This is a genomic window from Cupriavidus sp. CuC1 (assembly GCF_044627735.1).
Lineage (GTDB): Bacteria > Pseudomonadota > Gammaproteobacteria > Burkholderiales > Burkholderiaceae > Cupriavidus > Cupriavidus ulmosensis.
Map to the genome: position 1 here is coordinate 91,182 of NZ_JBIUHC010000008.1, position 13,822 is coordinate 105,003.

Consider the following 13,822-nt stretch of genomic DNA (forward strand, 5'->3'; position numbering starts at 1 on the left):
GTCACCAACGGAGCGGCGCGCCTTTCATCGAAAGCCGCCGGCCAACTAGCATGCAAACCATGGAACATCTCACGCTCGGTCCCTTCACTCGCGCTTCGGGCACGGTTCGCCTGCCGGGTTCCAAGAGCATCTCGAACCGGGTCCTGCTGCTGGCGGCGCTGGCCGAGGGTGAGACCCGCGTGTGCGACCTGCTCGACTCGGATGACACGCGCGTGATGCTGCAGGCGCTGCGCACGCTGGGTGTCGAATGGCGCCAGGAGGACGGCGTTTGCGTGGTGCGCGGCGTGGGCGGCAATTTCCCCAACAAGGCGGCCGAGCTGTTCATGGGCAATGCGGGCACGGCCATCCGCCCGCTCACCGCGGCGCTGGCGCTGCAGGGCGGGAACTACAAGCTGTCCGGCGTGCCGCGCATGCATGAGCGGCCGATCGGCGATCTGGTCGATGGCCTGCGCCAGATTGGCGCGAGCGTCGCTTACCTTGGCACCGAGGGCTATCCGCCCTTGCAGATTTCTCCCGCGCAGATTCGCATCGATGCGCCGATCCGCGTGCGTGGAGACGTGTCCAGCCAGTTCCTGACGGCGCTGCTGATGACCTTGCCGCTGGCCGATGCGCCTGGCGACACCATCGAGATCGAAGTGGTGGGCGAGCTGATTTCCAAGCCCTATGTGGAGATCACGCTCAACCTGCTGGCGCGCTTTGGCATCGAGGTCCGGCGCGAGGGCTGGTCACGCTTCATCCTGCCGGCTCGCGCCGCATATCGCTCGCCGGGCGAGATTTTTGTCGAGGGCGATGCGTCTTCGGCCTCCTACTTCCTGGCTGCGGGCGCCATCGGCGGCGGCCCGCTGCGGGTGGAGGGCGTGGGCATGGCAAGCATCCAGGGCGACGTCAAGTTTGCCGAGGCGCTTAACCGCATGGGCGCCAACGTGATGGCCGGCGCCAACTGGATCGAGGTCCGCGGCACCGAGCGCGACGATTGCCGCCTGCACGGCATCGAGCTGGACTGCAACCATATTCCGGACGCTGCCATGACGCTGGCCGTGGCGGCACTGTTCGCCGAAGGGCCCACCACGCTAACTAATATCGCCAGTTGGCGGGTCAAGGAAACTGACCGCATCAGCGCCATGGCCACCGAGCTGCGCAAGCTGGGTGTCGAGGTGGAAGAGGGCGCGGATTACCTGAAGGTGACGCCGCCGGCCCAATCCGCCTGGCAGACCCCGGCCGCCGGCATCGATACCTATGATGACCACCGCATGGCGATGTGCTTTTCGCTGGCCGCGTTCGGTCCGCTGCCGGTGCGCATCAACGAACCCGGCTGCGTCGCGAAGACGTTCCCGGATTACTTCGAGGTGTTTGGCACGGTGGCGCGCTGATCACGCGGCCAGTTGCAGGCCGTCGTCGCCGCGCCCGGTTTGGGGCGAGCGCTTGTGCTGCGCGCCGGGTTCGCGCCGTTCCCAGTAGCGGTCGAAGAAGTAATGCGCCACAGTGTTGACTGCCGGTTCGATGAACGTCACGGCGCCGCTGACAGCCAGATTGCCGGTCAGCGTATAAGTGACGCCAAAGGCAATGGCAACGTGCATGATGCCGAACGACAGGGTCTTAGCCATGGTAGATTGCCTCGCGAAGATGTCGGTTGTTTGCTGCATGTGCCCGGGTTTTTGTCGGGTGCCCGTCACGAACCACATGCTAATGATTCTCAATTGATTTAAGAAATCAATATTTTGTTCTGTCTTAATAAACAATGACTATCGTCGACGTCATCACAATCGACGGGCCCACCGCATCAGGAAAGGGTACCGTAGCGCACAAGGTGGCCGACGCGCTCAGTTTCCACTTGCTGGACAGCGGTGCGTTGTATCGCCTGGTGGCGCTGGCCAGCGAGCGTGCGGGCATCGACATGCAGGATGTGGAGGGGTTGGCAAGCCTGGCTACCCGCCTCGATGTGAAGTTCGGGCCGGACCGTGTCTGGCTGCGCGGCGAGGAGGTCAGCCTGGCCATCCGCGCGGAAGCCACCGGCAACCGGGCCTCGGCGATCGCCGTCCACCAGCCGGTGCGCGACGCCCTGACGGCGCTGCAGCGCGGTTTTCGCAAGCTGCCCGGCCTGGTTGCCGACGGCCGCGACATGGGTACCGTGATTTTCCCGGATGCCCGGCTGAAGGTGTTCCTGACGGCAAGTGTCGAGGCGCGCGCTCGCAGGCGCTATAAACAATTGATTGATAAGGGAATTTCTGCTAATATCGAAGACCTTTTGCGAGACCTTGAGTCGCGCGACCAGCGGGATCGCTCCCGCACGGCCGCGCCGCTGCGTCCCGCAGAGGATGCGCACCTGCTCGATACCTCCGACATGACGGTGGATCAGGCGGTGGCGCAGGTGCTGCAGTGGTATGGCGCGCCGGGTTATTGACCCGCGCGAGTCCAGCCGCTGCAACATCGAAGTGCCGGCAGAGCCTGCAAGCGCAGATCCGCCGGTGTTGTTCAACCTGACCCCGCTGCCCGGTGCAGACTGAGCGCGATCCACGCGCCGGCCCGAGTACTGCGGATTGATACTCAAGTTTATGTCCGACCTGCAAACTAACGAATCCTTTGCCGCACTGTTCGAGGAATCCGTCGCCCGCTCCAATATGAAGGCTGGCGAAGTGATTTCCGCTGAAGTCGTGCGCATCGACCACAATTTCGTGGTCGTCAACGCCGGCCTCAAATCGGAAGCCTTTGTGCCGGTGGAGGAGTTCCTGAACGACCAGGGCGAACTCGAAGTGCAGGCCGGCGACTACGTCTCCGTGGCCATCGACGCGCTCGAGAACGGCTATGGCGACACCATCCTGTCCCGCGACAAGGCCAAGCGCCTGGCATCGTGGCTGAACCTCGAGAAGGCGCTGGAAGACGGCGAAATCATCTCGGGCACGGTCACGGGCAAGGTCAAGGGCGGCCTGACCGTCATGGTCAACGGCATCCGCGCGTTCCTGCCGGGCTCGCTGGTCGACGTGCGTCCGATCAAGGACACCACGCCGTACGAAGGCAAGACCCTGGAATTCAAGGTCATCAAGCTGGATCGCAAGCGCAACAACGTGGTGCTGTCGCGCCGCGCCGTTGTGGAAGCGACCCTGGGCGAAGAGCGCCAGAAGCTGATGGAAACCCTGAAGGAAGGCGCCATCGTCAACGGTATCGTCAAGAACATCACGGACTACGGCGCATTCGTGGACCTGGGTGGCATCGACGGCCTGCTGCACATCACCGACCTGGCATGGCGTCGTGTGCGTCACCCGAGCGAAGTGCTGTCGGTTGGCCAGGAAATCACCGCCAAGATCCTCAAGTTCGACCAAGAGAAGAACCGCGTCTCGCTGGGCGTGAAGCAGCTGGGCGAAGATCCGTGGGTCGGCATCTCGCGTCGCTACCCGCAAAGCACCCGCCTGTTCGGCAAGGTGACCAACCTGACCGACTACGGCGCATTCGTTGAAATCGAAGCCGGCATCGAAGGCCTGGTCCACGTTTCCGAAATGGACTGGACCAACAAGAACGTGGCCCCGTCGAAGGTTGTCCAGCTGGGCGACGAAGTCGAAGTCATGGTTCTGGATATCGACGAAGACAAGCGTCGTATCAGCCTGGGCATGAAGCAATGCAAGGCCAATCCGTGGGACGATTTCAGCCGTAACCACAAGAAGGGCGACAAGCTGGGCGGCCAGATCAAGTCGATCACCGACTTCGGCGTGTTCATCGGCCTGCCCGGTGGCATCGACGGCCTGGTGCACCTGTCCGACCTGTCCTGGCAAGAAACCGGCGAAGAAGCCGTGCGCAAGTACAAGAAGGGCGACGAAGTGGAAGCCGTGGTTCTGGGCATCGACGTCGACAAGGAACGCATCTCGCTGGGTATCAAGCAGCTGTCGGGCGACCCGTTCAACAACTTCATCTCGGCTAACGACAAGGGTTCCCTGGTCAACGGCACGATCAAGACTGTTGATGCCAAGGGCGCTGTCGTGCAACTGGCTGATGACGTCGAAGGCTACCTGCGCGCATCCGAAATCTCGGCTGACCGCGTGGAAGATGCTCGCAACGTGCTGAAGGAAGGCGAACAAATCACCGCCCTGGTGGTGAACGTCGACCGCAAGTCGCGCAACATCAACCTGTCGATCAAGGCCAAGGACAACGTCGAGCAGCAAGAAGCCATGCAAAAGTTCGCTGCCGACACCGGCACGGCTGGCACGACCAACCTGGGCGCGCTGCTGAAGGCCAAGCTCGGCCAGGACAACCAGTAAGCATTGGTTCTTACGCCTGCTAGCGGATGCCCATGACCAAGTCCGAGCTTGTCGAAAAACTGGCTGCCCGGTTCCCGCAGCTGTTGCTGCGGGATGCGGATATCTCGGTGAAGACGATCCTCGACGCGATGTCCGAAGCGCTGGCCGATGGCCACCGCATCGAGATTCGCGGATTCGGCAGTTTTGGTCTGAACCGGCGTCCGCCGCGCGTTGGGCGCAACCCCAAGTCCGGCGAACGCGTGCTGGTGCCCGAGAAACGGGTACCGCACTTCAAGGCGGGCAAGGAGTTGCGTGAACGTGTCGATCGCAGCCCGGCGCTGCCGCAGGCAGGTAGCGGCGGCGGTGCTGGTGCCAATGCCAACGGAAGTCACGTTGGCGGCGGCAATGCGAATGGCAGCATCCATGGCGGCAGCAATGGCCATGGCGCTGCGGCTGGTGCGGGTCATGCGACCGCGCCTGGCCAGGCGAAGCCGGCAGCCGTTGCCGGCAGCGCCTCGCATGATGACGGCGGGCTGAAACTGGCCCAGTCCTGAATCCGCTGTGTTTGGCTCGTGATGTGCCTGGATAGTCAAAAAAGCGCCCCTTATCGGGGCGCTTTTTCATTGCGTGTGCATACAAGAGGTTACCGTTGGCACGAGGCGATTCCGCTACAATGCCGGGAATCGTGCGACACGCACTTCGTGTCCGGGCAGCTCCAACGTTAGGAGCATCGACCTTTGTTGGGACACGGGAAGGCTTCGGCTGACCCGTCAATCTCAACCATTTCTTGCTTTGACGAACCTGGCCGTAAGGTGGGGGGAGTCCAGATGTTGTGATGAAGGCCAGAATACCGGCCCGAGTCGCAGTTTGCTTTTTGCTGGATGAATGTCCAGCCATTGCCCAAAGGCGGGGACGCTCGCCTTTGGGCGAGTTCTCTGTACACACACGCTCTATGGAGGGTGTGGGCGTTTGTACAATGCGGTTTGTTGTGCAGGCGCAACATAGCATTCAATCCGGTCCATATGGATCGGCGCTACGTTCTTTGGGACGGAGGCTAGCGCTCGCAAGAGCCCACCGCCGTCAAGCGCTCGCTGGTTAGGAGCACATGAAGTAAGAGAGTGAGGTTCCGGAGCGTAAGCTCTGCGCGTTATGGTTCGGTCGGACTCACCCGCGAGGGTGCTTTGATAGAGAACCTGCTATGCGACTAGCAGTAGCCTAGGGGGACATGCGTCACTGGTAACGGTGGGGTGTGAAGCTTCCCTGACAATGTAGCCCCCGTAAGGGCGCCCGTTTTCCGTGAGGGAAATGGGTGGAGACTCCGAGCAGCGATGGGGTCGAGGAGCTAGGCTGACTGGTATGGGTAATGTAAGTGAACTGCTGATAAACGCCGTGAGCATTGCGGTGCCAAAGCTGCTGTTAGGCACTAACCAAAACGGTACGTGGTCGGTTGTCCCGTTGGTTCCTCGGGACACGTCGTCATTGGACCACCGGCGAAGAGGCGGACCCTAACCCAGTCGTGTAACGCGCAGGGAACGTGGTAAGCCCGTATGGCTGCCGAAGCGCAGCTAGCTTCGGCAGGCGAACCGCAAGGAACGCTGTTGGCTGTGCGGGTATGGGAGGTTGGAAAAAGCGAACGCCGGGCTGTAATGGTTCGGATAGGGGTTGAAACATCATCCCACGCGAAAGCGGGCAGACTTCCAACTGGTCTTTCGTCACAAGACGGCTGACTGAACTCGCTTGTTTAATTTTTCTTCCCTTGAGGGGCAACTGTCCCTCAAGGGGCATGTTGTCTCTTGATTCTGGGGAGGATCCTCAAGATAGGAGAGCAGCATGGAAGCATTGATCCGCAAGGATGAATCTGCGCCCTCCGGCGTACCGCAGCGATGGGGCGACATCAATTGGCGCCGCGTTGAGCGAAACGTTCGGGTAATGCAGATTCGAATTGCGAAGGCAACACAGGAAGGGGATTGGCGCAGGGTGAAAGCCCTGCAGCGGTCCCTGACCCGCTCGTGGTCCGCCAAGGCATCGGCGGTGCGGCGAGTGACGGAGAACCAAGGTGCGCGGACAGTAGGTGTTGACCGCGAAAAGTGGGACTCGCCTGAAGTCCGATGGGAAGCCATCGGACGGTTGAAACGCCGGGGGTACCGGCCCATGCCATTACGGAGGGTCTTTATCCCCAAGTCCAATGGGAAGGAACGCCCTCTGGGCATTCCGACCATGTTGGACCGAGCCATGCAGGCCCTGTATCTGCTGGCGCTGGAACCGGTGTCCGAAGGGACGAGTGATCCGAACTCCTATGGGTTCCGGATCAATCGCTCTACCGCGGATGCCATGTCCCAGCTATTTGTCTCGTTGTCCCAGAAGGCTTCGGCTCAATGGGTACTAGAGGCAGATATCAAGGGGTGCTTTGACCATATCAGTCACGACTGGCTGGAACGCAACGTCCCGATGGACCGCGCAATTCTGCAAAAGTGGCTGAAGGCTGGCGTTGTATTTCAGGGCCAGTTTCAGGCGACCGAGGCCGGAACACCACAGGGGGGCATCATTTCCCCGACTCTGGCAAACGTGGCATTGAACGGGTTGGAACGGCAACTGACGGAGTCCTTGCGGACGAAGTTGGGAGTCAACCAAACCAAGAAGCTAAAGGTTAACGTTGTGCGCTATGCGGATGACTTCGTGATCACCGGCAACACGCCGGAGCTTTTGGAACATGAGGTAAAACCGTGGGTGGAGCAGTTCCTAGCAGTACGGGGGCTGACGCTATCGACGGAAAAGACGCGGATCGTCAACATCGCCAACGGCTTTGACTTCCTAGGGTGGAATTTCCGGAAGTACTCGGGAACGCTGCTCATCAAACCGAGCAGGAAGAACGTGCAGACGTTCTATCGCAAGGTGAAGGAAGTCATCAGTGCTAACAAAGCGGGAAAGCAGGCGGATCTAATTGCTCTGCTGAATCCGATGCTAAGGGGCTGGGCGCAGTATCACAGTCCAGTGGTTGCAAAGGCCACGTTCACACGTATGGAGCATGTGGTATTCCAGGCTCTATGGCGATGGGCGACACGGCGACACCGAGGAAAGAACTCTGATTGGGTGCGGAAGAAGTACTTCGCTTCGATCGGGGAACGGAACTGGGTGTTCGGGACCACAGTCACAGACGAGGCTGGTAGTCGCCACTGGATGGAACTGTACTCGCTTGCGAGCACGGTCATTCAGCGGCACACAAAAGTCAAAGGGAGCTACAACCCCTTTGATCCTGAGCAGGAGCAGTACGGTGAGAAGTTGCGGCAAGAGCGCATGCGATCAAGCATGTCGCACCGAAAGCAATGGATCAAGTTGTACCTGTCCCAGCAAGGCTTGTGTGCGGTGTGTCAGTGCAAGATAACCAAAGAGTCCGGGTGGGAAGATCACCATCTCGAACCGCGCATTCTCGGCGGCTCGGACGCTCTGGGAAATCGTGTGCTGTTGCATCCGAATTGTCATATCCGCGTTCACCACCACGGCCAGACCGTTGTGAAACCGGTGTTTAATTAACATTTTGTAGAGGCTTGAGCCGTATGCGGGGAAACTCGCACGTACGGTTCTTAGGGGGGGATGGTGACCAGGAATGGCCTATCCCTACCCTACCACCGAGGGGGCGCCGCCCGCCGGCGTCCGCATCACCGGAGTCCGATCCATCCCATCTGCCGCATGAAGCCCGCATGAAACTTGTCGCCTGGATCATCCGCATCGTCCTGTTCGCGCTGCTGTTCGTGCTGGCGCTGCGCAACACCGCCGACGTCTCGTTGCAGCTCTTTTTCGACGCAGTCTGGCGCGCGCCCCTGATCCTGATCTTGCTGGCCGCTTTCGGGCTGGGCATCCTCGCAGCACTCGCTGCGCTGGCGCCTGCGCTGATGCGCCAGCGCATGGAGGCCGGCCGGCTGCGGCGTGCGTTGGGCGAGGCGCGCAGCCAGTCGGCGGAAAGTGCGCGCGACCCACAGGCCGCGGCAGGTTCCGGCATTCCTTACAACGTAGTTGGCCCTAAAGTCTGACCCATGATTTTTGAAACCTGGTGGCTGCTGGCGCTGCCGCTCATTTTCGGCCTCGGCTGGATGGCTGCCCGCTTCGATGCGCGCCAGCTGATGAGCGAGCAGGGCGCGCTGCCGCGCTCCTATTTCAAGGGGCTGAATTTCCTGCTCAACGAGCAGCCCGACCAAGCCATCGATGCGTTCATCGAGGTGGTGCGCCTGGACCCCGAGACCACCGAGCTGCACTTTGCGCTCGGCGCCTTGTTCCGCCGGCGCGGTGAAACCGAACGCGCCATCCGCGTGCACCAGAACCTGGCCAGCCGCCAGGATCTTCCCGATGCCGAGCGCGAGCACGCGCTCTATGAGCTGGGCCAGGACTTCCTGCGTGCCGGCCTGCTTGACCGCGCCGAGGAATCGCTGCGCCGCCTGATGTCCGGGCCGTATGCCGCCCCGGCAAAGCATGTGCTTCTGGAGCTCTACGAAGTCGAGAAAGAGTGGAAGAAGGCCATCGACGCGGCACGCGAACTGCAGCCGCTGGAGCACAAGGACTACAGTGTGCAGATCGCGCAGTTCTGCTGCGAGCTGGCGCAGGACGCGCTGCAGCGCAAGCAGCCCGACGACGCCATCGGCTGGCTGCAGCAGGCAGTCAAGGAAAACCCCGCCAATGTGCGCGCGCCGATGCTGCTGGGCGACGTGGCGATGGCGGCGGGCGACGCGCAAGGCGCACTCGGCCACTGGCTTGGCATCGAGAAGCAGGATGCCTCCTACCTGCCGCTGGTGGCGGATCGCGTGGTCAAGGCGTACCGCCAGCTGGGCGACGATGGCCGGGCGCTGGAGTGGTTGCGTGGCCTGCTCAAGACGAACCTGGCTGCCGAGCTGCTCGATAGTGCCTATCGCGCCGAGCTGGAACTGCACGGCGCGCATGCCGCGGCCGTGCTGATGCGCGAGCAATTGCGCCGCCAGCCGTCGTTGCAGGCCCTGACCAAGTATTTCGAGGCGCAGGCTGCGGAGGTAGCGCAAGCCAGCGTGGCTGTCACTGCCGATGGGGCCGATGCCGAGCCGGCGGGCTCCGCCCACGATATCGAACATGAGCAGGAGGTGTCGGCGATTCGCGACCTGCTGCAACATCGCACGCGTAACCTGGCGCGCTATACCTGCCGCGAATGCGGCTTCCGCGCCCGATTGTTCTATTGGCAGTGCCCCGGCTGCAACCGCTGGGAAACTTATGCACCGCGCCGCTCCGAGGCGCTCGGCTGACGCTGGCGCCGATGCTGATGTTGATGTTGATGTTGATGCTTTAGCGTCGCACGCCAATCCCTATCTGGAGTACAAGTTATGAAAGTCACCATTATCGGCAGCGGCTACGTCGGTCTAGTGACCGGGGCCTGCCTGGCCGAGCTGGGCAACGATGTGTTTTGCCTGGACGTCGACGAACGCAAGATCACGATGCTCAATGCCGGCGGCGTGCCGATCTACGAACCGGGCTTGAAAGAGCTGATCCAGCGCAACCGCGAGGCTGGCCGGCTGACGTTTTCCACCGATGTGGCGGCCAGCGTGGAGCATGCCGACGTGCAGTTCATCGCCGTTGGCACCCCGCCCGACGAGGACGGCTCGGCCGACCTGCAATATGTGCTGGCGGCTGCCCGCAATATCGGCAAGTACATGACCGGCTTCAAGGTGGTGGTGGACAAGTCCACCGTGCCGGTCGGCACCGGCGACCGTGTCGCCGAAGCCATTCGTGAAGAGTTGGCCGCGCGCGGCCTCGAAGACCTGCAGTTCTCGGTGGTCTCGAATCCGGAGTTCCTGAAGGAAGGCGCCGCGGTGGAGGACTTCATGCGTCCCGACCGTATCGTGCTGGGCTGCAATGCCGACGTGGCAGGCCGCCACGCCAAGGCGATCATGCGCCAGCTCTACGCGCCCTTCAACCGCAATCATGAGCGTACTTTCTATATGGACGTGCGCTCGGCCGAGTTCACCAAGTACGCCGCTAACTCGATGCTGGCCACGCGCATCTCGTTCATGAACGAGCTGGCGAACCTGGCCGATGAGGTCGGCGCCGATATCGAGCTGGTCCGCATGGGCATCGGTTCCGATCCGCGCATCGGCTATAGTTTCCTGTACGCCGGTGCCGGCTACGGCGGCTCGTGCTTCCCCAAGGATGTGCAGGCGCTGATGCGCACCGCCAGCGCGCATGGCAAGCCCATGCGCGTGCTGGAAGCGGTGGAAGCGGTCAACGATGCGCAAAAGCAGGTCCTCGCCGACAAGGTCGTGCGCCGCTGCGGCGAGGATCTCACCGGCCGCACCTTTGCGATCTGGGGCCTGGCATTCAAGCCCAATACCGACGACATGCGTGAAGCGCCGTCGCGGGTGCTGGCGCAAGCGCTGGTGTCCCGGGGCGCCTGCCTGCGCGTGCATGATCCGATCTCCATGGCCGAGGCCAAGCATGCGCTGGCCCTCGATCTCGCGGACATCGAAGGCGGCTTCGCGCGCGTGCATTTCAGCGACGCGCAGATGGATACGCTCGACGGTGCCGATGCCCTGGTCATCGTCACCGAGTGGAAGGTGTTCCGCAGCCCGGATTTCAACCAGATCAAGCGCCGCCTGAAGGCACCCGTCATCTTCGACGGACGCAATCTGTACGAGCCCGAAGCCATGCAGGAAGCGGGCATCGAATATCATGCGATCGGGCGGCCGACCACGACGCGCTGAAACGCAACCCAACGGGAACGACAAGCCAACGCCCCGGCTGACGGACCGGGCCGTGTTGCCAAGGATGTCCATGAGCAAGAACCATATTCCGCAGCAACAGATCAATCAATCGCGCATCCTGGTGGCGGGCGACATGATGCTCGACCGCTATTGGTTTGGCGATGTCGAGCGCATCTCGCCGGAAGCGCCGGTGCCGGTGGTGCAGATCAAGCGCAGCGACGAACGCCTCGGCGGCGCCGCCAACGTGGCGCGCAATGCCGCCGCGCTGGGCGCCCAGGTGGGCATGCTGGGCGTGGTCGGCGACGACGAGCCCGGCCGTACGCTGGAGGCGCTGCTCAGCGCCAGCCACGTGCAGCCCTACCTGCATCGCGACCCCACCGTCAACACCACCATCAAGCTGCGCGTGGTGGCGCACCAGCAACAGTTGCTGCGGGTGGACTTCGAGAATGTTCCGGGACATGAAGTGCTGGCTGCGGTGCAGGATCGTTTCCTGGCCCTGGTCAAGGAGTACAAGGTCCTGGTGCTCTCCGACTACGGCAAGGGCGGACTGGCCCACGTCGGCCGCATGGTCGAGGCGGGCCGCGCCGCAGGCTGCCTGGTGCTGGTCGACCCCAAGGGCGACGATTACTCACGCTATCGCGGCGCCACGCTGATCACCCCCAACCGCGCTGAAATGCGGCACGTGGTGGGCGCCTGGAAGACCGAGTCCGATCTCACCATCCGGGCCCAGAACCTGCGGCGCGAGCTGCATCTCGAAGCGCTGCTGCTGACGCGCTCGGAAGAGGGCATGACGCTCTACACCGAAGCCGAGGTGCTGCACGTGTCGGCGCAGGCGCGCGAAGTCTACGACGTGTCCGGCGCCGGCGACACCGTGATCGCCACGCTGGCGACCATGCTGGGCGCGGGCGTGCCGCTCAAGGAAGCCGTGCAGCACGCCAATCGCGCTGGCAGCATCGTGGTGGGCAAGCTGGGCACCGCGGTCGTCACCTATCCTGAATTGTTCGGCACGCCGGCATAATGGCCGCGCTGCCTCCTGGCTCGACTGAGCCCACACGACCATGACCATCATCGTTACCGGCGCTGCCGGCTTCATCGGCAGCAACCTCGTCAAGGGCCTGAACGAGCGCGGCGAAGACAATGTCGTCGCCGTCGACAACCTGACGCGCGCCGACAAATTCCACAACCTCGTCGACTGCGAGATCCGCGATTACCTCGACAAGGGCGAGTTTATCGAGCGCTTCAAGCGCGGCGAGTTCGGCAAGGTGCGCGCGGTGTTTCATGAGGGTGCCTGTTCGGACACCATGGAGACCGACGGCCGCTACATGATGGAGAACAATTTCCGCTACACCAAGGCGCTGATGGATGCCTGCCTGGAACAGGGCACGCAATTCCTCTACGCCTCGTCGGCGGCCACCTATGGCGCCTCGCAGGTGTTCAAGGAAGAGCGCGAATTTGAGAAGCCGCTGAACGTCTACGGCTACTCCAAGTTCCTGTTCGACCAGGTGGTGCGGCGCACGCTGCCGTCCGCGCTGTCGCAGATCGTGGGCTTTCGCTATTTCAACGTGTATGGCCCGCGTGAGGCGCACAAGGGCCGCATGGCCTCGGTGGCGTTCCACAATTTCAACCAGTTCCGCGCCGACGGCACGGTGAAGCTGTTTGGCGAGTATGGCGGCTATGCGCCGGGTGGCCACACCCGTGACTTCATCTCGGTGGAAGACGTGGTGAAGGTCAACCTGTTCTTCCTGGAGCATCCGGACAAGTCGGGCATCTTCAACCTCGGCACCGGCCGCGCGCAACCGTTCAACGACATCGCCGCGACCGTGGTCAACACGCTGCGCGAGGCCGATGGCCGGCCCCATCTGACGCTCGACGAGATGGTGCTGGAGGGCCTGGTGGAGTACATCAAGTTCCCCGACGCGCTGCGCGGCAAGTACCAGTGCTACACCCAATCCGATGTCTCGCGCCTGCGTGGCGCCGGGTACAAGGAAGCCTTCTACACCGTGGAAGAAGGCGTGTCGCGCTACTGCCGCTGGTTGTTGCAGAACAAGGGCTGAAGTCGCAAAGACGCGCGCATAGAACCACTTGCCGCCCGCTTTCCGCGCACTGTGGAAACACCTCGGTAGCGTTGAGGTGAACTTTTGTTGCGGGGTGCGCCAAGCCGCTTGCCCGCTCCTATCCTGCGTGTTGCTTCGTCCAGCCAGGGCGAAGCCACCTTCATCAACGGATAGGAGAAATTCCCATGTTCAAGCCAACTTTGACGCGTGCGTCCAGGCAGGTCCTGCTGGCCGCCGCCGTCTGGTTCTCGCTCTCTGGCGCCGCGCTCGCGGCGATCGATGTGAATACCGCCGATGAGGCCGCGCTGGTTTCGCTCAAGGGCATCGGGCCTGCCACGGCCAGCACCATTGTCAGCGAACGCAGCCGGGGCGGTCCTTTCAAGGATGCCGCGGATCTCGCCGATCGGGTCAAGGGCCTGGGGCAGAAATCGGTCGTGCGCTTGCAGGAGGCCGGCATGACCATCGGCGCCGGCGGCGCAGCCGCGCCGAAGGCCACGGTGGCCGCGGCGGCTCCGGCCAAGAAGGACGCCAAGGCGGAGAAGCCGCCGGCCAAGGCCGTTCGCTAAGGCTGCCGCGGGCGTGCTGCGCGGCGCCCGCCCCCGAAGCTATCCGATCGTCGAAGCCCCGGCCGAGCCCGGGGCTTTTTTGCTACCCATGCACCAGCACGAGGATCCGGCGCTGGTATGGCTCGTGCTAGTGCCGTGTGGCTTATCACGAATGCGGCCGCGCGGTATCATGCGGACGCTGTTGCGGCCCGAGCCGGCTGCGTGGCCCACAAAATCCAAAATCGAGCCGGACCTGCCCGCATACGGGGGGCGGCCAGGCCAAT

At 62.6% G+C, this 13,822-nt stretch carries 12 protein-coding genes; 11 read left to right on the forward strand and 1 reads right to left on the reverse strand.

What is annotated here, in order from left to right; genetic code table 11:
- The first annotated feature begins 59 nt into the window (after positions 1–59).
- On the forward strand, positions 60–1,370 hold the full coding sequence (aroA, locus tag ACGLHR_RS05450) for a 3-phosphoshikimate 1-carboxyvinyltransferase (RefSeq protein ID WP_400092557.1): 1,311 nt from the start codon (positions 60–62) through the stop codon (positions 1,368–1,370).
- On the opposite strand, the gene ACGLHR_RS05455 is transcribed toward aroA, so the two are convergent.
- Positions 1,371–1,604: a DUF2061 domain-containing protein gene (locus tag ACGLHR_RS05455; protein WP_400092511.1), complete on the reverse strand. Its 234-nt coding sequence runs from the start codon at positions 1,602–1,604 to the stop codon at positions 1,371–1,373.
- A gap of 134 nt (positions 1,605–1,738) precedes the next feature.
- On the opposite strand from ACGLHR_RS05455, the gene cmk reads away from it, so the two are divergent.
- From cmk to ACGLHR_RS05505, 10 genes are all read left to right on the forward strand, one after another.
- On the forward strand, positions 1,739–2,401 hold the full coding sequence (gene cmk / locus ACGLHR_RS05460; protein WP_400092513.1) for a (d)CMP kinase: 663 nt from the start codon (positions 1,739–1,741) through the stop codon (positions 2,399–2,401).
- A gap of 151 nt (positions 2,402–2,552) precedes the next feature.
- The gene (gene rpsA / locus ACGLHR_RS05465) at positions 2,553–4,247 is read left to right on the forward strand and encodes a 30S ribosomal protein S1 (RefSeq protein WP_006158411.1); all 1,695 of its coding nucleotides are present in this window, start codon (positions 2,553–2,555) and stop codon (positions 4,245–4,247) included.
- 32 nt (positions 4,248–4,279) lie between these two features.
- Positions 4,280–4,780, forward strand: coding sequence for an integration host factor subunit beta (locus ACGLHR_RS05470; protein ID WP_400092515.1), 501 nt, complete (start codon positions 4,280–4,282; stop codon positions 4,778–4,780).
- Positions 4,781–6,056: 1,276 nt separating this feature from the next.
- Entirely contained in the window at positions 6,057–7,757 is a 1,701-nt protein-coding gene (gene ltrA / locus ACGLHR_RS05475) for a group II intron reverse transcriptase/maturase (protein ID WP_400092516.1), read from the forward strand.
- A gap of 167 nt (positions 7,758–7,924) precedes the next feature.
- The gene (locus ACGLHR_RS05480) at positions 7,925–8,254 is read left to right on the forward strand and encodes a LapA family protein (RefSeq protein ID WP_318233399.1); all 330 of its coding nucleotides are present in this window, start codon (positions 7,925–7,927) and stop codon (positions 8,252–8,254) included.
- A gap of 3 nt (positions 8,255–8,257) precedes the next feature.
- On the forward strand, positions 8,258–9,487 hold the full coding sequence (gene lapB / locus ACGLHR_RS05485) for a lipopolysaccharide assembly protein LapB (protein WP_400092517.1): 1,230 nt from the start codon (positions 8,258–8,260) through the stop codon (positions 9,485–9,487).
- A 78-nt stretch (positions 9,488–9,565) separates the two neighbouring features.
- The gene (locus ACGLHR_RS05490) at positions 9,566–10,939 is read left to right on the forward strand and encodes a UDP-glucose dehydrogenase family protein (protein WP_400092518.1); all 1,374 of its coding nucleotides are present in this window, start codon (positions 9,566–9,568) and stop codon (positions 10,937–10,939) included.
- Positions 10,940–11,009: 70 nt separating this feature from the next.
- Positions 11,010–11,957 carry a D-glycero-beta-D-manno-heptose-7-phosphate kinase gene (gene rfaE1 / locus ACGLHR_RS05495; RefSeq protein WP_267605868.1) on the forward strand — a complete coding sequence of 316 codons (948 nt, stop codon included), beginning with the start codon at positions 11,010–11,012 and terminating at the stop codon, positions 11,955–11,957.
- 40 nt (positions 11,958–11,997) lie between these two features.
- A complete protein-coding gene (rfaD, locus tag ACGLHR_RS05500; protein ID WP_400092520.1) occupies positions 11,998–12,993 on the forward strand; it encodes an ADP-glyceromanno-heptose 6-epimerase in 996 nt (331 codons plus the stop codon).
- Between the two features lie 185 nt (positions 12,994–13,178).
- Positions 13,179–13,559: a helix-hairpin-helix domain-containing protein gene (locus ACGLHR_RS05505; protein WP_267605870.1), complete on the forward strand. Its 381-nt coding sequence runs from the start codon at positions 13,179–13,181 to the stop codon at positions 13,557–13,559.
- Positions 13,560–13,822: the final 263 nt, after the last annotated feature.

Excerpts from the sequence above, each read along its gene's own strand:
- lapB (WP_400092517.1), top strand. The coding sequence starts at position 8,258 with ATGATTTTTGAAACCTGGTGGCTGCTGGCGCTGCCGCTCATTTTCGGC.
- rfaE1 (WP_267605868.1), top strand. The coding sequence starts at position 11,010 with ATGAGCAAGAACCATATTCCGCAGCAACAGATCAATCAATCGCGCATC.
- ltrA (WP_400092516.1), top strand. The coding sequence starts at position 6,057 with ATGGAAGCATTGATCCGCAAGGATGAATCTGCGCCCTCCGGCGTACCG.
- rpsA (WP_006158411.1), top strand. The coding sequence starts at position 2,553 with ATGTCCGACCTGCAAACTAACGAATCCTTTGCCGCACTGTTCGAGGAA.
- cmk (WP_400092513.1), top strand. The coding sequence starts at position 1,739 with ATGACTATCGTCGACGTCATCACAATCGACGGGCCCACCGCATCAGGA.
- ACGLHR_RS05455 (WP_400092511.1), bottom strand. The coding sequence starts at position 1,604 with ATGGCTAAGACCCTGTCGTTCGGCATCATGCACGTTGCCATTGCCTTT.
- rfaD (WP_400092520.1), top strand. The coding sequence starts at position 11,998 with ATGACCATCATCGTTACCGGCGCTGCCGGCTTCATCGGCAGCAACCTC.
- ACGLHR_RS05505 (WP_267605870.1), top strand. The coding sequence starts at position 13,179 with ATGTTCAAGCCAACTTTGACGCGTGCGTCCAGGCAGGTCCTGCTGGCC.
- ACGLHR_RS05470 (WP_400092515.1), top strand. The coding sequence starts at position 4,280 with ATGACCAAGTCCGAGCTTGTCGAAAAACTGGCTGCCCGGTTCCCGCAG.
- ACGLHR_RS05490 (WP_400092518.1), top strand. The coding sequence starts at position 9,566 with ATGAAAGTCACCATTATCGGCAGCGGCTACGTCGGTCTAGTGACCGGG.
- ACGLHR_RS05480 (WP_318233399.1), top strand. The coding sequence starts at position 7,925 with ATGAAACTTGTCGCCTGGATCATCCGCATCGTCCTGTTCGCGCTGCTG.
- aroA (WP_400092557.1), top strand. The coding sequence starts at position 60 with ATGGAACATCTCACGCTCGGTCCCTTCACTCGCGCTTCGGGCACGGTT.